Below are 19,427 nucleotides of genomic sequence, written 5' to 3'. Positions count from 1 at the left end.
AAGGTCGGGCCGTGATGGTTCACCGTATGCGGCGCCGTGTAACGGTGATGCGTACTCTCGGCCATAATCGCGAATTCGCAAAAGCCCGAAATATCAGCGATTTGGTTTGAGCCTGCAGCCTGTATGTGCAACTTACCGCGGAAGCGAATTTCCGATGAGACTTTGAAGCCGTGATTGAGGCAGCGATCGATTATCACCAGCGGGGTTACATTCCGGTTCCGCTGCGGCAAGGCGGCAAGCACCTCGATATCGCGGCCCTCCATGAGCTGCACGAACTCGGCGTGGTCGCGGCGGGCGTTCTCCACCCACATGACGTCGTCGAACAGCAGAGCCTCCGCGTTGGACGGGGTGAGGCGGTTGTGAGCAAGGCCGGGGGAGCACACCAGCACCTTGCGCAGGCGGCCCACCTCGGAGTACGCACCGAACGAACTCGGCACCGTGTCGATGAGCGTCTCGTCCATGCGTCACTCCCTGTCAGCGGCCCTGGTCTGAACCTACCAACGCGACCCGCGCATCGGCGCCTCCCGGGCCCCTTCCTCGATGTCCGCACAGCGGCGGCCCTAGCCGCGAGAGAGGACCGTGCTTACAGTGACGTCATGAGAGCCCTCGTGGTGGGCAGCGGATTCGGTGGCCTCGCCGCGGCAATTCGCCTTGCCGCAGCGGGGCACGACGTGACGGTCCTGGAGAAACGCGACCGCATCGGCGGCAGGGCCTACCAGTACGAGCTCGACGGATTCCGCTTCGACGGCGGTCCCACCGTCCTCACGGCGCCGTTCATGCTCGAAGAGTTGTTCGCGCTCGCGGGTGAGAGCCTCGAGGATCACGTCACGCTGGTCCCGATCGACCCGTTCTACCGGGCGTTCGACGAGCACGGCGACACCTTCGACTTCCACGCGGATCATGCGGCGTTCGCGGACGAGGTCGCACGCCGCAGCCCTGCGGACCGCGACGGCTTCGAGCGACTGCACCACCGCATCGGCCGCATCTTCGATGCTTTCTATCCCTATACCGAGCGGCCGATGATGCGGCTGTCCGTCATGCTGCGGATGCTGCCGTACCTGGTTCAGCATCGCGCGATGCTGGGGGTCCAGCACCTCGTCAATTCCTCGGTCCGCGACGGGTTCCTGCGCGACGCGCTCGCGTTTCACCCGCTGCTCATCGGCGGGCATCCGTCGCACACGCCGTCGCTGTACGCGCTGATCGTGGAGTTCGAGCGCCGGTGGGGCGTGCACTACGCGATCGGCGGCACCGGCGCGCTCGTCACGGCGCTGGGAGCCCTGCTGGGCCGGCTGGGAGGGACCATTCGCTGCGACGCAGACGTCGAGCGCGTGCTGGTCGAGCACGGTCGCGCTCGCGGGGTGCGACTCGCGGGCGGCGAGGAGATCGCGGCGGACGTGGTGGTGTCCAACGCGGACCCCGGCTACACCTACGGCACCCTGCTCGCGGATGCCCCGCAGGCTGCCGCGGGGCGGCTGCAGGCGGCGTTCGCCAAGCCCAGCATGTCGCTGCACGTCCTCTACATGGGCGCCGATCGCATCTGGCCGGACACGCAGCTGGCGCACCACAACATGCTTCTCGCACGTGACTCGCGGCGTGCGCTGGGGCGGGTGTTCCGCTTCCCGCGCACGCGCCGGCGAACCCTGGGGGGAGTGGACGGCGCGCGGCCCGAGGATCTGTTCCTGTATGTGCACGTGCCCACGCGGACTGACCCGACGGTCGCGCCCCCGGGATGCGAGGGGCTCTACGTCCTCGTGGCGGTGCCACCTGCAGGCCGGGGCGTCGACTCGTCCGCGGAGGCGAGCGTGGTGCGCGAGGCGGTGCTGGATGCACTGGACCGCGAGGGGCGCTTGCCGGGCCTCCGCGAGCACCTGGTGGTCGAGCATGCGATCGGGCCCGACCACTTCCGCGACACCCTCAACACTCCGTACGGCGCCGCGTTCTCGTCGCAGCCAACCCTGCTGCAGTCGGGATGGTTCCGCCCGCACAACCAGGTGCGCGGAGTGTCGGGGGTCTATCTGGTGGGCGCCGGCACCCATCCGGGCGCCGGGGTGCCAGCCGTGCTCGCCTCCGGCAAGATCGCGGCAGAGCTCATCGAGAAGCGGGCCGCAGCGCATCGCGGGGAGACGGTGCCCGCGTGACAGTTCCCGACTACGTGCGCCACGGGCTGGCGGACTCTCCCGAGACCGCGATCGAGGACGTCCCCGTGACGGGAGTTCTGCCAGAGTGGCTCGAGGGCTCACTGCTGCGCAACGGGCCCGGAAGCTTCCAGGTGGGCGAGCAGCGCTATCGCCACTGGTTCGACGGTCTGGCGATGCTGCACCGCTTCACGTTCGCCGGCGGCAAGGTCTCCTACGCCAATCGTTTCCTCGAGACTCGCGCCTATGCGGCCGCACGCGACGAGGGCCGGATCGCGTACTCCGAGTTCGCGACGGATCCTTGCCGGTCGCTCTTTGCGCGGGCCATGGCCGTCTTCGACCCGCAGGTCACGGACAGCGCCAAGGTGAACATCGCGCGCATCGCGGACCGGTTCCTGGCGCTCGCGGAGACTCCCATTCAGGTGCGCTTCGATCCGGAGACACTCGAGACGGTGGGCGTCACGCGGTGGGACCGGTCGGACTTTGGTCGCATGACCACGGTGCACCCGCAGATCGACGATTCGCGCCAGGAGGCGATCAACCTGGTCACACGGTTCGGGGCCTCGTCGACTTACGTGCTCCGGCACGTGGACACGTCGGATCCGGACCATCCACGCGCGCGCGACCTCGCCACCAAGCGGGTGGGCGAACCCAGCTACATCCACTCGTTCGGGATGTCCGAGCGCTACCTCATCGTGGTCGAGTACCCGCTCGTCGTGAACCCGCTGTCGCTCCTGCTGTGGCTGAAGCCGTACATCGAGAACTTCCGCTGGAAGCCGGAGCTCGGAGCGCGGTTCCACGTGTTCGACCGCGAGACCGGTGCGCGGGTCCGGTCGGTGACGACCGAGGCGTTCTTCGGGTTCCATCACGTCAACGCCTTCGACGACGGCGGGGACGTGGTCGTGGACATCGTGGGCTACGACGACGCGTCCGTGATCGAGGCGTTCTACCTGCATCGACTCGAGGAGCCGGACTCCTCCATCCCCGCGGGCACCCTGCGGCGGTTTCGCGTGCCGCTGGTGGACTCCGGCGATTCGCCCGTGGAGGTGGAGACGCTGTCCGAGACCCCCATCGAACTGCCCAGCCTGGACTACGCCCGCATGAACACGCGGCCGGACCACCACTGCGTCTACGGGGTGTCGCTCACGGGCGAGCGCGGGTTCTACGACCAGCTCGTGAAGATCGACACGCGCTCGCGGGAGACGTCCATGTGGAAGGAGGGCGGCTGCTACCCGGGCGAGGGCGTCTTCGTGGGAAGGCCCGGTCGCGACGCCGAGGATGACGGCGTGGTGCTGTCCGTGGTGCTCGAAGGCGCCCGCGGCACATCCTTCCTGCTCGTGCTCGACGCACAGACGTTCACCGAGGTCGCGCGTGCGCAGCTGCCGCATCCGGTGCTGCTGGGCTATCACGGGCAGTTCTTCGGGGATGTCGGGACCTCCGCGGCATCCGTGCCGCCAGATCAGGTTTAGCGTTGCCTCATGGGTCTTCTCGACAAGCTCACCGGCGGCAAGCGCAAGCGCGTCGAGCCTCACGACCTGTGGGCTGCCGACGCCGAGCAGCTTTCCGCCTTCATCGAGCGCGGAGGTGCGGCCGATGCGCCTCGCGACTCCGAGTTCTCGATCTCGTTCGCGAAGGAGGACCCGGCGCGCGCGGCGGCGAAGGCGCTGGGAGAGGCGCGCGTCCGCGGCGAGCTGGTCGCTCCCAGCCACGGCGTGGACGAGTGGTCGATCCTCATCTACGGCCGCGGTGAGCCGCTGGTGCCGGACTTCCTGCGCGAGACCGTCGACCTCGCCGAGCGCATCGCCGCCGAGCACGGAGGCGAGTACGAGGGTTGGATCGCGATGTTCACGCCCGAGGAGAAGGAGGAGTGGGGTGTCGAGCCACTCTTCGAGGACTGACCCGAGGTTTCAGGACGCGGCTCCCGACGTGCGGCTGCGCCGCTGGACCGACGTCGACCTCGCGCTGCTGCATGCGATCAACACGCCGGAGATGACGGAGTACCTGGTCGCTGCTGAGACCGGTGCGCAGCTCGCCCATCGCCACGAGCGCTACCTGCGCGGCTGGGACGTGGGGATGCCGCGGATGTTCGCGGTGGTCGACGCCGCGGGACGATCCCTGGGCTCCATCGGGTGGTGGGAGTCCTCGTGGGAGAGCGGCGAGTGCTACGAGCTGGGATGGTCCGTGCTGCCCGAGGCTCAGGGCCGCGGCGTGGCGACCCGGGCGGTCGCGTTGGTTCTATCTGACATCGCCGCGTGCGGCGACGGGCGCGACGTCATGGCGTGCCCGTCAGTCGACAACGAGGCCTCGAACGCGCTGTGCCGGACTGCGGGCTTCTCGCTCGCCACGACGCTCGAGGAGGAGTTCCGGGGCGAGCGTCTCACGCTCAATGTGTGGGTGCTGCCGCGTTCGTGAGCTGCGGCTCCGTCAACGGATGCCGACGGCGCGCTGCGCATTCACCTGGCGCACCTGCGCGGGCAGCGTGAAGAGGTCCACCCACCAGCCGATGGTGAGGATTCCGCCGGTCAGCAGGTAGAGGATGCCGCGGCCGATCTTGCCGAGGTAGAAGTGCTGGACGCCGAAGAGGCCCAGGAAGAACCACAGCACGTAGGCGAGCGCCAGCGACTTGGGCGGGTAGGCCGCGTAGACCGGCTGGGGCGGGACGGCGTAGGTGCTCATGGGTTCAGCGTACGTCTGGGCGCGCGCGGTTGGCGTCGCTCGGGAGGGGGATCCCGACCCTGATTCGCGTCGGGGTCAGTGTCAATGCGATGGGTGGGTCGGGTCAGCCGATGCGGGCTGAGCTCGACCACTGGCGCCCGGCTTCACGGGTGGCCAGGTAAGCGTCGATATCGGCGTCGGGGATGGTGTGGTTGTCGATGCCGTCAGCATCGGGGTCCGTCACTGTGAAGGGGTGCGCGGGCGCGCTGTTGCCGTCTGCGCAGTTGCCGTCGAGATCGCAGTTGACGAGGTGCGCGCGCGGGTTGAATACGTGGAGCGACTGCGTCGTCGTGGTCGTGGCGGTGCCGGGCGCGGGCGTCCAGGTTGCGCCGCCGTCGAGGCTGTAGTGGCCGTTCCAGGTCGTGGTGACCGAGAGCTGCGCGCGGTGCTCGCGCCGGGCGAACGTGATGGTCTCGCCGGCGGGTCCGTCGGTGGTGGGGGCGGTCGTGGGGCCGGTGCCGTCGTCGGTGGTCCAGGCGAACTCGGCCGGGGTGGCACGCAGGATGACGTCGAAGCCCAGGATGACGACGTCCTGCTGCTGGGTGGATTCGTCGATGCTGGGCGCGACGCCCCAACTGGCGATCGCCCAACCCTGGTCGGGGGCGAGAGTGAACGTCGAGGGGTCGATGGTCATCTGCTGCCAGGCGGCCGCGATGGCTGCCGGGAGCGGGCTGGCGGTGCACTCGTAGCCGGTGAGTTGTTGCCAAGGCCCGTAGGTGCCGTCGGCGTTGGCTCGCGAGACCCACAGGGGGTCAATGGTCGACGACGCCGGCGGGCACATGGTGTCGGCAACGATCAGTTCGGCGACGCAATCGGGGATGTCGCCTGGCCACTCCTGTGACAACTGGCTCTCGGAGCCTGCGTCGCCGAACCACTCGGCGCAGATCGGGTGGCGCTGATATCGGTCAGCGGGTTCCGACGAGGCAGGCTCAGCCAGACCGCCATCTTCTGGGTTGGCGAATGCGTTTCCCCCGACCTCGACTTGCGATGCGCACGTTGCCGCAAACAGGTCTTGCTCGGCGCCGTCGACGCACGCGTCGGCGGCCCAAACGGCAGGCGAAACGCTCATGGCTGCAAGCAAGGCCATGGCTGCACAGAGCACCCGCATCACTTTCACGAAGTCGCGGCCTCGGAACCTACGTCGACCACGCTCCAGTGCTCGTCAAAGACGAGTTCGAGGGTCGAACGACCGGGTCCACCGTCGCTTGTACCGACCTCCTCGCCATCGGCCGTGTAGCGCGCAAGCGGTGCGACCTCCACATCAACGGTCACGGTCCATCGCCCAGTGGCTTGGTCCAGGCCTCCGGATGCTTGCTCGCTGACGACGCTGACGCTTCCGCCCTCAACGACTTCACCCGCTTTCGATGCGTCCCGGTAGTACCTTTCAACGGATTCGCAGAACGTGCAGCCGACAACAGTCAGCCCGGTGAATACAGTCGGTTGGTCCTCGAGGAGAACGATGTAGTTCTCAAGGAAGTAGGTGGCAAACGCCTGTGCGCCGCCGAAGTTCTCCGCACGCGCGTCTGGCGGCAGCGCCGCGATGATCTCCTCGTCGGTCAGCGCCGTAGTGGACGGGCTGGGAGTGGGTGTGGGAGTCGGTGACGGTTCGACGGTCTCGGCGGGCGTGGGCGTCGCAGGCGTGGGCTCCGGCTCGGGGTCGCCGGTGCACCCCGCGAACACCAGGGTCGATGCGACGACCATGGCTCCCACGCCCCACCCGCGTCGAGTAATGCGGCGACCCTAGCGGGCAAACAGGAAACCGGCCAGACCCCTCGGGGGGACCTGTGGAGAGGGGTCAGTCCCGCGCCGGCGCCGGATTGCGGATGCCCACCCAGGCCACAATGCCGCCAGCTGCCATCAGCGCTGCGGTCGCGACCATCGCCCGGTGGAATCCGTTCAGATCCAGCGTGCCGCCCACGATCGCACCGATCGACGCCACCGCCACGAGCCCCGCGATGCGGGAGATCGCGTTGTTCGTTGCGGAGGTGATGCCCGCGCGTGCAGGATCGACCGCGCCCAGGATCGCCGCTGTGAGCGGCGACACCATGAGCGTCAGCCCGATGCCGAACACGACCACCCCGGGAAGCAGTTGCGTCCAATACGAGTAGTCCTCACCGACCCACAGCATCATCAGCGCACCGGCCGCCATGATGAGCGGCCCCACGGTCATGAAGATTCGCGGCCCGAAGCGACCGGCCAGCGCTCCCACCTTCGACGACCCCAGGATCATGATGATCGTGATGGGCAGGATCGCGATCCCGGCCGCCGTCGCGGTCTGCCCCGCCTGCTCCTGCAGGTACACGGCGATCACGAATCCGTTCAGCGCGAGGGCCCCGTAGATCAGCCAGGTCGCCAGGTTGCCCCAGCCGAAGTTGCGGATGCGGAACAGACTGAGCGGCAGCATCGGCGCCCTGGCCGTCGCCTGCCGCCCCAGGAAACCCGCCAATGCGAGAACTCCCACAGTGCCGGGAACCCAGACCATCGCATCGGCCCAGCCCAGGTTGGGCTGCTCGATCAGGCCGAACACCGTGCCGCCGAGCCCCACCACGCACAGCAGCGCACCCAGGTAGTCCACGCTCGCGTCGGGGTGGCGCACGTCGCGCTGCTCGAGGCGCATGAGGAGCCACAGCGTGACGGCGATGGGCAGCACGTTGATGAGGAACACGAGCCGCCAGGACGCGAGGTCCACGAACAGCCCGCCGATGATCGGCCCGGCGACCATCGCGCCCGACGTCAGGCCGGTCCACGTCCCGATCGCCTTCGCCTGCGCGCGACCCGAGAAGTTTGACGTGATCAGGGCGAGCGAGCTCGGCACGAGCAGCGCTCCGGCGACTCCCTGCAGCAGCCGGGCCCCGATGAGGAAGCCAGCGGTTGGCGCCAGCGCGATCGCCACCGACGTCACCCCGAACGCGATCAGACCCCACCGGATCACCCGGATGCGCCCGTAGGTGTCGGAGACGTTGCCCGCGACCAGGATGAAGGCGCCCAGCGTGATGAGGTACGCGTCGACGGTCCACTGCTGGGTCGTGATGCCGCCGCCGAGTTCGTCGACGATCGCCGGCAGCGCGACGTTCACTACCGTGCCGTCGAGGAACGACACGAAGGACGCGAGGATCGCGATCCACAGGATCAGCCGCTGCTCGCGCGGAACGTCGGTGACTCCGGGCGGGCCGCTCGGGGACGATGCGGGGGAGGACACCCCTTCAGGCTAGGGCCGATGCGCGGGCTGGGTCCGGCTGGAGCGCGCCACGAGCAGCTCAGTGTCGGTCTCGCGGGCCGAGCGTCTCCCATGAGTCGCTGAGTGTCGTGCGCGCGCTGGCATGATGGCCGCGTGATCGGGTTCGACGAGGCAGTGGAGCGCGCTCGTGCGCTCGCGGATGCGGGTGGACGGCGGATCCTCGGCATCGCCGGTGCGCCGGGGGCGGGGAAATCGACGCTCGCATCGGCGCTGGCGACGGCCCTGGGTCCCGACCGGGCGGTGGTGGTGCCGATGGACGGCTTCCACCTCGCTCAGGCCGAACTCGAACGGCTCGGCCGCGCTAGCCGCAAGGGCGCCATCGACACGTTCGACGGCGCGGGGTTCGTGGCGTTGCTCGCGCGGCTGCGCGCGGCGCAGGAGCCCGTGACCTACGCGCCTGCGTTTGATCGCGACCTCGAGGAGCCCATCGCCGGCGCGATTCCGGTACCGCGCGAGGCGCCGCTCGTGATCGTCGAGGGCAACTACCTGCTGGTCGACTCCGAGCCGTGGTCTCAGGTGAAGCCTCTGCTGGACGAGGCCTGGTACGTGGAGGTTCCCGAGTCACTCAGACTCGAGCGTCTGATCGCTAGGCATGAGCGCCACGGGCGGTCGCCGGAGGATGCGCGGGCCTTTGCGCTGGGGTCGGATCAGGTCAACGCGGACCTCATCGCCGCCACGCGCGCCCGCGCCGACGTGCTCGTGTCGTCCGGCACTCAGTGACCCCTCGGAGACGCGCTAGCCTCCTGTCCGGCACTGAGCGACTCATGGCGCGCTCAGGTACCGGGGGAGCTGCGCGCGGGGGTCAGTCGAGCGGCAGTGTGCGGCCCGTGCGGGCTCCGGCGACGGAGCGCAGGTAGGCCTGCCCCACGGCTTCGTCCGCGACTGGGGTGAAGCCGGGGAACGCCGCGTGGTGCCGGGTCGAGGACTCGAGCACCGAGGGGCTCACCACGTTGATGCGGATGCCGCGCGGCAGCTCGGGCGCAGCAGCCATCACGTAGGACTCGAGGGCGCCGTTGGCCATCGCGGCGGCCGCGCTCGCGGCGATGGGCTCACGGCTGAGGATGCCCGACGTCAGCGTGAAGGAGCCGCCGTCAGTGACGTACGGGAGTCCGATGCGCACCACGTTGAGCTGCGACAGCACCTTGCCGGTGAACGCGGACGTGTAGTCCTCGGACGTGAGTGCCGTGAGCCGCTTGAAGGGCACCGCGCCGGCCGCGACCACCACGGCGTCCACCTCGCCCACGGTCTCGAACAGCGCCTCGATCGAGGCCTCGTCGGTGATGTCGACGGACGGGTCCGTGGAGCGTGACGCGACGACGGTCTCGTAGGTGGGCTCGAGCGCGGCCTGCGCGGCCGTGCCGAGCGTTCCGGTGCCGCCGATGATCAGTGCGCGCATGCGTCTCTCCCTGAGGTGGTGGTGCTGCGACCGGGGTGACGCTCGCGCGCCGTGATTCATTCCCGGGTCAGGACTCGGTCAGGAATCCGTCAGTGCGGCTCCCACCGCATCGAGCCAGGCAGCCCAGAAGTCCTTCCACGGCTCGGTCGCCCCAAAGCTCGGGAGCTTCTCGTGCGTGACGGTGAGCTTCGCACCCTTCGGGGCCGGATCGAACCCCAGCTGGAGCGTGCCGAGAGAGGTGCCCGCCGCATCGGCCGCATCCTCGAGCGCGTAGCGCGGAGCCTTCACGCCTGCCTTGGAGGTCCGGGTCACCTGTGCGGCGGGAAGGAGAGCCGTGAGCGAGCCCTCGTCCTCGAGCAGTGCGCGCAGGTGGTCCGGCGCCACGGCGAAGGTGCGTGTCCGGGAGAGGGTGAAGGTGCCGTCGGGCCTCTGGCCGGGCAGGCGCATGCCGGTGATGCGCTCGTATCCCACGGTGACGCCCTGGGACCACCACCCGCCGATGTCCGAATTCGCGTTCACCCACGCAGCGATCTCGGTGTGGGTGGCGGCGCGGCCGGGACCCGCGTCGATGCGCGCGACCCACTCGTCCCAGCCGGCGCCGGTGGCCTTGCGGATCGCCTCGTCGGAGTGCTCCGGTGCCGCGGCCCAGGTTGCGGTGGCGGGAGCGGGCTCGGCGTCCAGCGCGGCGCGGGCGGTGGACCACGACTCGGCGGTCGCGGCGACGTGCTCGCGGGCGCGTTCGGTGAAGGACGGTGAGTCGGTCACGGGTTCTCCCAGGGCAGTTTCCGTCAGGCTACTCCCGGCCGCTTCTGCGCGCCGTAGCGCGAGGTGCGAGGCACAATCGAGGCAGACACCGGAGGAGCGATCGTGAACGCACAGCAGTGGCGCATGTTCTGGACCCGTCTGCGCGAGCAGATCTGGCTGCGGCTCGCGCTGTTCACCGCGGGGGCGCTGCTGCTGGTGGTGCTGGCGTGGGTGGTGGGTCCCGCCTTCGGCGACTCGCTCACGTTCGACTTCGGGCAGGAATCCGTCAGCAGCATTCTGAGCATTTTGGGTACGAGCATGCTGGCGGTGACCACGTTCTCGCTGACCGCGATGATCTCCGCGTATGCGGCGGCCGCGCGCGGCACGACGCCCCGCGCGACGCAACTGCTCATCGCGGATCCGACGTCCCAGAACGCGCTGTCCACGTTCCTGGGGTCGTTCGTGTTCGCGATCGTCGGGATCATCGCGCTGTCCGTCGGGGCGATCACCGAGCAGGCGAAGTCGATCCTGTTCCTGGGCACGATTGTGGTGATCGCGGTGGTGGTCGTGACGCTGCTGCGCTGGATCCACCACCTCACGGGCTTCGGGCGGGTGCCCGACGTCCTCGACCGCGTCGAGAGTGCCGCCACCGAAGCGGGCTGTGAGGCGGCGCGACGGCCCCACCTGGGCGGAGTCGCGCCCGTCGAGTTGCCCGCCGGCGCGCGCGAGGTGGCCGCGGAGAAGCCGGGCGCGGTGACGGGCATCATCATGGATGAGCTGCAGCAGGTAGCCGATGCGGCCGATGCGGTGGTCCACGTAGTCGCCACGCCTGGTGTCACGGTGGGGCAGGGCGGGGTGCTGGCGTGGGTTGAGGGTGGCGGCACGGGTGACGAGGCGCTCGATGACGTCGCGGCCTGCTTCCGCGTCGAGAAGCACCGGACCTACGAGCAGGACCCGCGTCTGGGGTTCGTCGCGCTCGCCGAGATCGGTTCGCGGGCGCTGTCGCCGTCGACCAACGACCCGGGCACGGCCATCGAGGCGCTCAACGCGATCGAGCGCGTCATGTCCGCGATGATGACGGCCGAGCGCGACGAGGATGTCGAGTTCTCGCGGGTGCACGTGCCTGCCGTGGCCTTCGCCGACCTCATCGAGGACGGGCTCCGGCCGGTCGCGCGCGACGGGGCGGGTCTGGTGGAGATCGGGAGGCGGGTGCAGCGGGTCATCGGTCACCTGCTCGCCCTGGCGAGCTGCGAGGAGGCTGTCGAGCTGCGCTCGGCCTCGGAGCGCGCGGAGCGGCGTGCGATCGCCGGGCTGGACGATGCGGGGGATCAGGAACTGGTGCGCGAGGCCGCCGCGTCGGCGCGGAAGGTGCGCGCGGGGGAGTGAGGCGTAGCGTCAGCCGGTTGAGGCGATGACATCCGGGGCTGCCCGGTCCAGCAGGGAGCGCAGGCGCACGCGCGCGTTGCGGCGCTGAGCGTACGACGTGCCCTCCTCGAGCGCCTCGAGCGTCTCGTGGATCGCCGCGCGGATCGCGGTCTCGTCGTCGACGCCCAGGCGCAGCGCGAGATCGTGGACCGCCTTCTCGGTGTCCTCGTTCTCGATGTGCAGCGTCATGCCTCGATTCTACGTCCGCGAGTGCGCCGGGGCGATGCTTCCCGAGGATGATTCGGGTCGCGCGGCCTACTCGACGAGTTCGCCGTCCTCCGTCACAAGGCCGCGGTCGCGCAGCTCGCGGATGTACTTGGCCTGGCCGCGCTCGCCCTTGCCGCGGAACAGCGGCATGACCCGCGGCAGGATGTTCGGCGAGACCATCACGGTCCGCACCAGCCAGGACTCGGAGGGCTTGGGGTAGGCCTCGAGCCGGGGCTTGTCGAGCAGCTTCACCATGCACCGGGCGACGCGCTCGGGGGTCTGCGGCGGGTCCTGGAACTGGAACGCGTTGCCGCCGTCGAGGGCCTCCTGCCGCAGCATGCGGGTGTCGGTCGCGGACGGCAGCACCGAGCTCACCGTGATGCCCTTGTCGCGCAGATCCAGCGCGATCGACAGCATCGCGCCGCGCAGGCCGTACTTGGATGCCGTGTAGATGGGGGTCTCGCCGAGGGGGAAGATCGCGCCCAGCGAGACCACGGTGATGACGCGCGGGTCCGGCGCGGCGCGCAGCAGCGGGATCGCGAGGCGCGTGAGCATCAGGGGAGCGTTGAGGTTCACGGTGAGCTCGCGGTCGATGGACTCGACGGAGCGCTCGTCGAACCGCTCGGCGCTGGTCATGCCCATCGAGTTGACCAGCACGTCGATGCGCCCGTGGGCGGCCTGGATCTCGTCCAGCACGCGCTCGACGTCCGCGCGTGAGGTCAGGTCGCCCGTCACCACGCTGTGCCCCTCGCCCGGGAGTTCGGCGACGGTAGCCGCGGCCGCATCGGTCCTCAGGTCTACCAGGACCAGCGTCGCGCCCCGCGCGGCGACCTGGTGCGCGAACTCGCCGCCGATGCCCCCGCCGCCTCCGGTGACGACCACGACCTTGCCTGCAGCCTCGTACCCCACGGGACCTCCTCAGCGGTGAGCGGATGGGACCGATGCTAGAGGTGGGCGCGTGTGAGCGGAATGAGCACCCGCCGCCGGCGCGTTAGCCTGCAAGGAGTCCCCCCAGAACAAAGGAGTTGCGCATGCCCACCATGGCGATCGTCGGAGCCGGCCCCAATCTGGGCGGAGCCGTCGCGCGGAGGTTCGCGCGCGAGGGCTTTGACATCGCGCTGATCGCGCGGGATCAGGCCAAGTTGGATGCGCTCGCCGCGGAGTTGGGCGAGGACGGCATCACGGCGCAGGGCTTTGCGGCCGATGTGCGCGACGGCCAGTCGCTCGAGTCCGCGCTGGCTAGCGCGGCAGAAGCGCTGGGACACATCACCGCGCTGCAGTACTCGCCGCTGCCGTCGCGCGACTACCTCAAGCCTGTGCTGGACCTGACGCCGGAGCTCGCACTCGAGTCGCTGCGCTTCTCCGCGCTGGGGCTCATCCACGCTGTGCGCGCCGTGTTGCCGGGCATGCGCGAGGCGGGCGGCGGGTCGATCATCCTCATCAACGGCGGCACCTCGGTGAAGGCGCGGCACGGCTTCGCCGGCACCTCGGTTGCGTTCCCGGCCGAGTCCGCGTACGGCGAGATGCTCCATGAGGCGCTCGCGGACGAGCCCATCCGGGTGAGCCAGATGGTCATCCCTGGCGCGATCCCCAAGCTGCAGATCGAGGGCGGCGTCGTGGGTGTCGCGGACCGCATCTGGGATCTGCAGGCCAGCGACGGCGACTTCCGCGAGATGCTGATCCCGCTGGATGAGGGGCGCGAGTAGTTCGGCTCGGCGTCAGGCGGGAGACGCCTCCAGCGGTACCACCTGACTGAGATCGATGGTCTGACGGGCCGTCCACAGGTCGTGGGCGTCCTGAAGCGCGAGCCAACTCTCGGCGCTGCCTCCGAGCACCTTGGACAGTCGCAAGGCCATCTCAGGGCTGACCCGACTCGAGCCGTTGGTCACGCGCGCCAGAGTCGACGCCGCGACCCCCAAGCGCTGAGCGAGCCCGCGCCCGCTCATCCCGAGCTCGGCGAGGTAGATCTCCGTGATGATCTCTCCCGGGTGAGGCGGGTTGTGCATCCGCATCGGTGTGTCCATCAGTGGTAGTCCTCGTAGTCCACGACGTACGCGTCTCCGGCGGTGAACTCGAACGTCATTCTCCAGTTGCCGCTCACGGTGATCGACCAGCGGCGGGCCTGCTTTCCCTTGAGTCGGTGCAGTCGGAAGCCGGGCTTGTCCATGTCACTGACCTCCTTGGCGGCATCCAGCAGACCGAGTTGCAGCCGTAGGCGCTTCGCGTGCTGCGGCTGGATGCCCGCGGTGCGGCCCGATTCGTACAGCGTGCGCAGGCCCTTGTGACGGAAGGACCTGATCACGCCACTAGCGTAGCGTGTTGCGCAACGCGCAACAAGTACGCACGCGGCAACTCTGTCGCGGGCGGGGCCAGGTCTGGGGGACTCATGGCGTCATGATCGCGGAAGCGTCTGACACCGTGCATGGGCCGTGGGTCGGACACCGAACTACGGCAGCTCCCAGCCCATGCGTCCGGCGACCATGTGGCAGTACCGGTGAAGCGTCGCAGAGTCGACGTAGCCCTCGTGGCGCGGCGAGTCGACGAAGGTGATGCCGCCCGTGAGGTCCGGCCGGTCGCGCTCGATGTGCCGCTCGAAGCGCTCCCATTGCGCGGGCCGGTGCTCGCGGTCCCAGATGTGCGAGGCGACCATCGCGGCGAGCTCTTCCATGTGCCGGTATGCGCCCGCGTTGGTCTCCACGAAGCCCACGCCGTAGAGCCCGGGCGTGCGCGCGAAGGCGGTCAGGTACAGGTCGGGGTGCTGCTCGGCGCCGAACAGTTGCTGTGCGTACGGCACCGTGTGGTGGTAGCCGGTCGCCAGGATGATCAGGTCGTAGTCGCCGGAGGTGCCGTCGGTGAAGGTGACGGTAGTGCCGTCGGCCGATGCGACGGCTGGCTTCGCGGCGATGTCGCCATGGCGCAGGTGGTGGAGCAACTGGTCGTTGAGGATCGGGTGGGTCTCGAAGACCTTGTGGTCGGGCGCCTGGAGGCCCAGGCGGGTGAGGTCGCCGACGATCAAGCGCAGCAGGCGGCCGAACACCGCCTGCTCGACGGGCATCGGCATGGACGGGCCGTTGTCCGCGAAGACGTCCGAGGGCATCCCGAACACGTGCTTGGGGATGAACCAGTAGCCGCGGCGCAGGGAGATCGCCGCCTCGTCAGCGGCGATGGCGGCGTCGCACGCGATGTCGCAGCCCGAGTTGCCCGCGCCGATCACCAGCACTCGCCGCCCCTCGAACTCGCTCGCGTCGCGGTAGGTCACACTGTGGCGCACCTTGCCGGTGTAGCCGGGGATCTCGATGACGTTGGGGTCCCACTGGACGCCGGTGGCGGCGATCACGTGCGCGTGGGTGGAGGTGTTGCCGTCGGCGTAGGTGGCGGTGAAGGTGCCGTCCTCGGCTCGGGTGACGGACTCGACGGCGGTGTCGAAGCCGATGCGCTCGGTGAGTTCGTAGTGGTCCGCGAAGCTGCGCAGGTAGGCGAGGACCTGGTCATGGCGCGGATAGTCGGGGTAGTCGTCCGGCATGGGAAAGCCCGTGAACCCGGACAGGGTCTTCGAACTGATGAAGTGCGCGGACTCGTACATCGGTGAGCCGGGGTTGTCGATGTCCCACAGACCTCCGGCGCCGCTGTGGCGCTCGACGTGGGTGTAGGGGAGGTCGTGGTCGCGCAGGGCGCGGGCGGCGGCCAGGCCGGCCGGTCCGGCGCCGACGATCAGCGTGTCGGGGGCGGGCGTCGCGGGCATGCGGCTCCTTGTCTCAGCGGTGAGAGTGGTGCCCATCGTAGGGGAGGGCCGATCTCTTGACACTGAATCGTGCAAATGGTACTTTCGTGAAAGCGGTTTCTCACCGACGATCTCGGCATGGCCGCTCTCGGGTGTGCACCCTGACTTCGTTGTGTACGAAGTGTCCATTGTGCAGGTCAGACGCAGTGTCGCGTCGCTGTGATCTGCCCGCAATTCGCGCTCTTTGGTGACCGCTTTGCGGCCCCTCCACCCACTATTGAAACGAACACGATGCGACGTGTTCGCGACCGCTGACTCCGTTGCGAGACCGGAGTCGCACTGCCGCGCGTTCATGGGCGGGACGTGACGCGCTCTACTCTGCCCACGCATCCCTGCGCCCGCGCCCCGCTGCTGTGGTGTGCGCTGGCGTTGACGACCCCCAACGGGGGTCAGACACGGAGTATTCAATGACGAACTCAGTGCGCCTTACTACAGCGCTCGTATCGCTTTCCCTCGTCGGGGTCCTAGTCGCGCCCGCGGCCATGGCCGACGATGCCGACACCTATCCCTACGACCAACCGGGTGACAAGTCTGATGTGAACAACACCAACGTGCTCGAGAGGTTCACCCCCGACGGCGCCGGCGACAACCGAAGCTACAAGGTCGAAGCGACGCGCGCTCAGGCCGACGCGACATTCACCTCGGAGACTCTCGAGGTCGATGGCATCCGCGACGCGGCCTGGGACCAGGCGGAGGAGTACCCCGTCGCGAACAGTTTCGCGGCCAATATGACCGGCGACGCGCCCGATGCCACGGCCGGCGGCTCCATGCGTCTGCTGTGGGACGGCCCGATGCTGTACGTGCTGGTGGAGGTCACCGGGGACGCGACGCAGTCCGACTCGGCGGCTCCTACCTGGAACAGCGCCAGCTACACCCCGCAGTCCGACGGGCTCTTCTTGTTCATGGACGTCTTCAACGACCAGTGGGGCCTCGAGACAGACACGCAGGGCGTGCTCTTCCTGGGCGCTAACCCTGAAGTCGAGAGCGTCGCCACTTTCACCAACACAGGCATCCCATCGCTCGGGTCCTTCTTCGACCCCCGCAACCAGGACTACTCGACCCGTCTGAGCGACTTCGCGTCGTCCGGCTACGTCGAGGGCGACGGCGTGAACTACACCTACGAGATCGCGCTCCAGATGGAAGGCTGGGGCGACGAGGGTGACCGGGTGCTCGACAACGGCACCCAGGTGGGCCTGGAGCTTGGCGTCTTCGACCAGGACCACTCCTTCTCGTATTGGAGCAAGACCGAGGCGTTCGCTGGTCGCGAAGGCAGCTCGAACCTGCCCAACGGCGAGCGGGTGCGCAATCGCGACTGGGGCGTCGTGACGCTCGCTGGAAAGGGAGCATCCGACACGGCCGCCTACAGCGGGTGGCGTGCGGACGAGACCATCCGCTATTGGGACTCGGCGTCCAACCCCGGCGGTTCCGGAAACGGCACCGGCCCGGACGACGACGGCGACGACAGCGCGGTCTGGACGCCCGCATCGGCTTCCCGCATGGTGGCCGCGAAGGCCGCCTACGAGACCATCCGCGACGACGAGTCCGCGACTCGAGCCCAGAAGGAGGCTGCGGTGCAGGAGGTCGTGGACGCGTACCAGGCGCTGCGCTGGGGCGACACCACGTTCCCCGATCCTGCAGACCTGCCGCAGGAGCAGACGCTCCCGAACGTTCTGGAGTTCTTCGACTCCTCGAAGGGGACCGACGGGATGGTGACGACGCTCGCCGAGTGGGAGCAGCGACGTCAGGAGATCCTCGACCTCGCACAGTTCTATGAGTACGGGTACAAGCCGCAGCTGGGCGAGGACTACACCATCGAGCTGCTGTCGAACTCCTACGACGGCACGGGCAATGCATCGGTGACCGCTCGGGTGATTCCGACGAACACGAACTACACCGGCGGCGAGCCTGTCGACGTGGACATCAATGTCACCCTGCCCGCCTCCGTTCCAGGCGACCAGAAGGCCGCGATCGGGTTCGGCACCAACTTCACGGGCGACGGCATCGCATCCGTGGGGTTCCCGACGTGGGCGTTCGACGTTCGATCGAACCCCTACGTGTGGGGCACGGACCGGTCCGTCCTGGCGTTCGGCCCGTTCCAGTTCCCGATCACGTTCTACACGCTGTTCCCGTACGAGCGGAACAGCACGTCGGGCGACACGAGCATCCTCATGGCGAATGCGACGGCTGTCTCGGTCTACCTCGATGCCCTGCAGATGGCAGTCGAGGAGAACGCGGCTCTCGACGCGAAGATCGATCCTCAGCGCGCCGTCACCAAGGGATTCTCGATCGGCGGCAAGAACGCGTTCGTGGCTGCGGTGTATGACGACCGGGTCAAGGCCGTGATCGCCGGCGGCGCCGGCGCGACCGGGCCCGCCAACTGGCGCTACAACGCCCAGGGGCAGGAGTACGACTTCTCCGGCACCGACTACTACAACCCGGGTGCCGAGGACATCGTCGCTCACGGCACGGAGGGTCCGGGCAACAGCTACCGCCACAACCGCGTCCGCGAGACTGAGCTGTTCCGTCACTTCATGGACGACGGACACATGTACAGCCACGAGGACGGGTCCTACGGGTACGGGAACTACTCGCGCCTGCCCTTCGACCAATCGTCGCTGGTGGCGACGCTCGCTCCCGACCGGGCGATCATCATCGACACCAACCTCAACGACTACAACGACGGCTCGACCACGGACAACATGAGCCTGCAGATCGCCAAGAGCGTCTACGACAACCTTGGTGTGGACGGCAGTGACTTCGTGAAGTTCAACAGCGGCGACTACGTGTCGTCGGGAGATCCGCACGGCGCGGCCGGCTCCGCGGTGGAGGGCAAGTACCTCAGTGACTTCCTCTACGGCACGAGCACGCTGTCTGACTCCGAGGCCGCTCATCTCGCGACCGATCCCTACGCCCTCGAGGTGTCCAACGGTCAGACCCAGTCGCCGTACGACTACTACTGGGGTGGCTACAACGGCATCACCGGTGGCGACCAGGGCATTGGCGGCTTCGACGGCTGGTACTTCGCCGGTTTCGATGCCGAGCTCGCCGGGCTGCGCGACAGTGTCGACGGTTCGGCCCTCAACAAGGGCCAGACCAACGCACTGAACAAGAAACTCGACTCGGTGGTGAGGCTGGTCAGCAAGGGCAAGGCCACCGAGGCGGCCGCGGTGCTCACAGAGGACTTCGTGGGCCAAGTCGAGGGCTTCGCCAGCTCGGGGAAGATCTCGGCGCACCAGGCTGATGCCATGGTCGCGGCGGCGCTGCAGCTGGCGCTCGCGATCACGACCACGGAGGGGCTGCGTCCTGCATGGACGGGCGCCGTCCAGTTCGGCAAGGACGATGAGGTGATCTTCGAGGGCTCGCTCTACCGGGCCGCCTGGACCACCTCGGGCCAAGAGCCCGGCGACCCCAACGGGGCCTGGCAAGAGATCGCCGTCGGCGAGGATGGGACAGCCGTGTGGACGGCGTCTCGCATCTTCCGTGCAGGCGACGTGGTCACGTTCGACGGCGCGACCTGGGAGGCGCAGTGGTACAGCCGCAACCAGGAGCCCGGAGACCCGAACGGCCCCTGGGAGCAGGTGGCCGAGCCCGGTGCCGACGGTGCACCGGGGGCGTGGACGTCCACGACCGTCTACAACACGGGTGATCAGGTCACCTATGACGGTCATGTATACGAGGCCAAGTGGTGGACCCGCAACAACGCCCCGGGTGCGCAGTACGGGCCGTGGGAGCTCGTGGAGTAGCGCCCCCTCGACGTGAGTCGGGCGGCGCCCTCCTTGTCAAAGG

20 protein-coding genes are annotated in these 19,427 nt (G+C 68.6%); 8 read left to right on the top strand and 12 right to left on the bottom strand.

Translation table 11 applies throughout. From position 1 onward, the window contains the following. The coding region (locus QZ483_RS06220; RefSeq protein ID WP_297082127.1) for an arginine deiminase family protein at positions 1–461 on the bottom strand (461 nt) is incomplete at its 3' end. 135 nt (positions 462–596) lie between these two features. On the opposite strand from QZ483_RS06220, the gene crtI reads away from it, so the two are divergent. Genes crtI through QZ483_RS06200 form a run of 4 tightly spaced genes read left to right on the top strand, consistent with a single transcriptional unit; the run spans position 597 to position 4,547 of the window. Continuing rightward, positions 597–2,138 (top strand): phytoene desaturase family protein, encoded by a 1,542-nt coding sequence (gene crtI / locus QZ483_RS06215; protein WP_297082126.1) that lies wholly within the window; start codon positions 597–599, stop codon positions 2,136–2,138. After that, positions 2,135–3,604 carry a carotenoid oxygenase family protein gene (locus tag QZ483_RS06210; RefSeq protein WP_297082125.1) on the top strand — a complete coding sequence of 490 codons (1,470 nt, stop codon included), beginning with the start codon at positions 2,135–2,137 and terminating at the stop codon, positions 3,602–3,604. Before crtI ends, QZ483_RS06210 begins: the two co-directional genes overlap by 4 nt. Positions 3,605–3,613: 9 nt before the next feature. Next, positions 3,614–4,033: a ribonuclease E inhibitor RraB gene (locus QZ483_RS06205; protein ID WP_297082124.1), complete on the top strand. Its 420-nt coding sequence runs from the start codon at positions 3,614–3,616 to the stop codon at positions 4,031–4,033. Next, positions 4,008–4,547, top strand: coding sequence for a GNAT family N-acetyltransferase (locus QZ483_RS06200; RefSeq protein WP_297082123.1), 540 nt, complete (start codon positions 4,008–4,010; stop codon positions 4,545–4,547). The genes QZ483_RS06205 and QZ483_RS06200 overlap by 26 nt, the downstream gene beginning before the upstream one ends. A gap of 12 nt (positions 4,548–4,559) precedes the next feature. On the opposite strand, the gene QZ483_RS06195 is transcribed toward QZ483_RS06200, so the two are convergent. From QZ483_RS06195 to QZ483_RS06180, 4 genes are all read right to left on the bottom strand, one after another. Then, on the bottom strand, positions 4,560–4,811 hold the full coding sequence (locus tag QZ483_RS06195; RefSeq protein WP_297082122.1) for a TM2 domain-containing protein: 252 nt from the start codon (positions 4,809–4,811) through the stop codon (positions 4,560–4,562). A gap of 103 nt (positions 4,812–4,914) precedes the next feature. After that, the gene (locus QZ483_RS06190) at positions 4,915–5,967 is read right to left on the bottom strand and encodes a hypothetical protein (RefSeq protein WP_297082121.1); all 1,053 of its coding nucleotides are present in this window, start codon (positions 5,965–5,967) and stop codon (positions 4,915–4,917) included. Further along, positions 5,964–6,551, bottom strand: a complete 588-nt coding sequence (locus tag QZ483_RS06185; protein WP_297082120.1) for a DUF6318 family protein — start codon at positions 6,549–6,551, stop codon at positions 5,964–5,966. Before QZ483_RS06185 ends, QZ483_RS06190 begins: the two co-directional genes overlap by 4 nt. Before the next feature lie 94 nt (positions 6,552–6,645). Continuing rightward, entirely contained in the window at positions 6,646–8,049 is a 1,404-nt protein-coding gene (locus QZ483_RS06180; RefSeq protein ID WP_297082119.1) for an MFS transporter, read from the bottom strand. A 132-nt stretch (positions 8,050–8,181) separates the two neighbouring features. Here QZ483_RS06180 and QZ483_RS06175 point away from each other — a divergent pair, with 132 nt between their 5' ends. Further along, a complete protein-coding gene (locus QZ483_RS06175) occupies positions 8,182–8,808 on the top strand; it encodes a nucleoside/nucleotide kinase family protein (protein WP_297082118.1) in 627 nt (208 codons plus the stop codon). An 82-nt stretch (positions 8,809–8,890) separates the two neighbouring features. Here the strand turns inward: QZ483_RS06175 and QZ483_RS06170 are convergent, their stop codons facing one another. Together QZ483_RS06170 and QZ483_RS06165 are read right to left on the bottom strand one after the other, a co-directional pair. Then, a complete protein-coding gene (locus QZ483_RS06170; RefSeq protein WP_297082117.1) occupies positions 8,891–9,484 on the bottom strand; it encodes a short chain dehydrogenase in 594 nt (197 codons plus the stop codon). Positions 9,485–9,562: 78 nt separating this feature from the next. Continuing rightward, on the bottom strand, positions 9,563–10,249 hold the full coding sequence (locus QZ483_RS06165; protein WP_297082116.1) for a hypothetical protein: 687 nt from the start codon (positions 10,247–10,249) through the stop codon (positions 9,563–9,565). Positions 10,250–10,351: 102 nt separating this feature from the next. On the opposite strand from QZ483_RS06165, the gene QZ483_RS06160 reads away from it, so the two are divergent. Then, the gene (locus QZ483_RS06160) at positions 10,352–11,614 is read left to right on the top strand and encodes a DUF2254 domain-containing protein (protein WP_297082115.1); all 1,263 of its coding nucleotides are present in this window, start codon (positions 10,352–10,354) and stop codon (positions 11,612–11,614) included. Between the two features lie 9 nt (positions 11,615–11,623). Here QZ483_RS06160 and QZ483_RS06155 read toward each other — a convergent pair whose 3' ends face one another. Both QZ483_RS06155 and QZ483_RS06150 read right to left on the bottom strand, forming a co-directional pair. After that, a complete protein-coding gene (locus QZ483_RS06155; protein ID WP_297082114.1) occupies positions 11,624–11,842 on the bottom strand; it encodes a type II toxin-antitoxin system VapB family antitoxin in 219 nt (72 codons plus the stop codon). A 66-nt stretch (positions 11,843–11,908) separates the two neighbouring features. Next, positions 11,909–12,769 (bottom strand): SDR family oxidoreductase, encoded by an 861-nt coding sequence (locus QZ483_RS06150; RefSeq protein WP_297082113.1) that lies wholly within the window; start codon positions 12,767–12,769, stop codon positions 11,909–11,911. A gap of 122 nt (positions 12,770–12,891) precedes the next feature. Between QZ483_RS06150 and QZ483_RS06145 the strand changes: the two genes are divergently transcribed. Further along, positions 12,892–13,566, top strand: coding sequence for an SDR family oxidoreductase (locus tag QZ483_RS06145; RefSeq protein ID WP_297082112.1), 675 nt, complete (start codon positions 12,892–12,894; stop codon positions 13,564–13,566). 12 nt (positions 13,567–13,578) lie between these two features. Here the strand turns inward: QZ483_RS06145 and QZ483_RS06140 are convergent, their stop codons facing one another. From QZ483_RS06140 to QZ483_RS06130, 3 genes are all read right to left on the bottom strand, one after another. Next, the gene (locus tag QZ483_RS06140) at positions 13,579–13,884 is read right to left on the bottom strand and encodes a HigA family addiction module antitoxin (protein ID WP_297082111.1); all 306 of its coding nucleotides are present in this window, start codon (positions 13,882–13,884) and stop codon (positions 13,579–13,581) included. Beyond that, positions 13,884–14,162, bottom strand: coding sequence for a type II toxin-antitoxin system RelE/ParE family toxin (locus QZ483_RS06135; RefSeq protein ID WP_297082110.1), 279 nt, complete (start codon positions 14,160–14,162; stop codon positions 13,884–13,886). The genes QZ483_RS06140 and QZ483_RS06135 overlap by 1 nt, the downstream gene beginning before the upstream one ends. 144 nt (positions 14,163–14,306) lie before the next feature. Continuing rightward, on the bottom strand, positions 14,307–15,602 hold the full coding sequence (locus tag QZ483_RS06130; protein WP_297082109.1) for an NAD(P)/FAD-dependent oxidoreductase: 1,296 nt from the start codon (positions 15,600–15,602) through the stop codon (positions 14,307–14,309). Positions 15,603–16,123: 521 nt separating this feature from the next. Here QZ483_RS06130 and QZ483_RS06125 point away from each other — a divergent pair. After that, complete coding sequence (locus QZ483_RS06125) at positions 16,124–19,384, top strand: carbohydrate-binding protein (RefSeq protein WP_297082108.1); 3,261 nt, start codon at positions 16,124–16,126, stop codon at positions 19,382–19,384. Positions 19,385–19,427 lie beyond the last annotated feature (43 nt).

It is taken from the genome of uncultured Demequina sp. (assembly GCF_913055775.1).
Taxonomy (GTDB): domain Bacteria; phylum Actinomycetota; class Actinomycetes; order Actinomycetales; family Demequinaceae; genus Demequina.
This window is presented reverse-complemented; position numbering and strand designations above follow the sequence as displayed.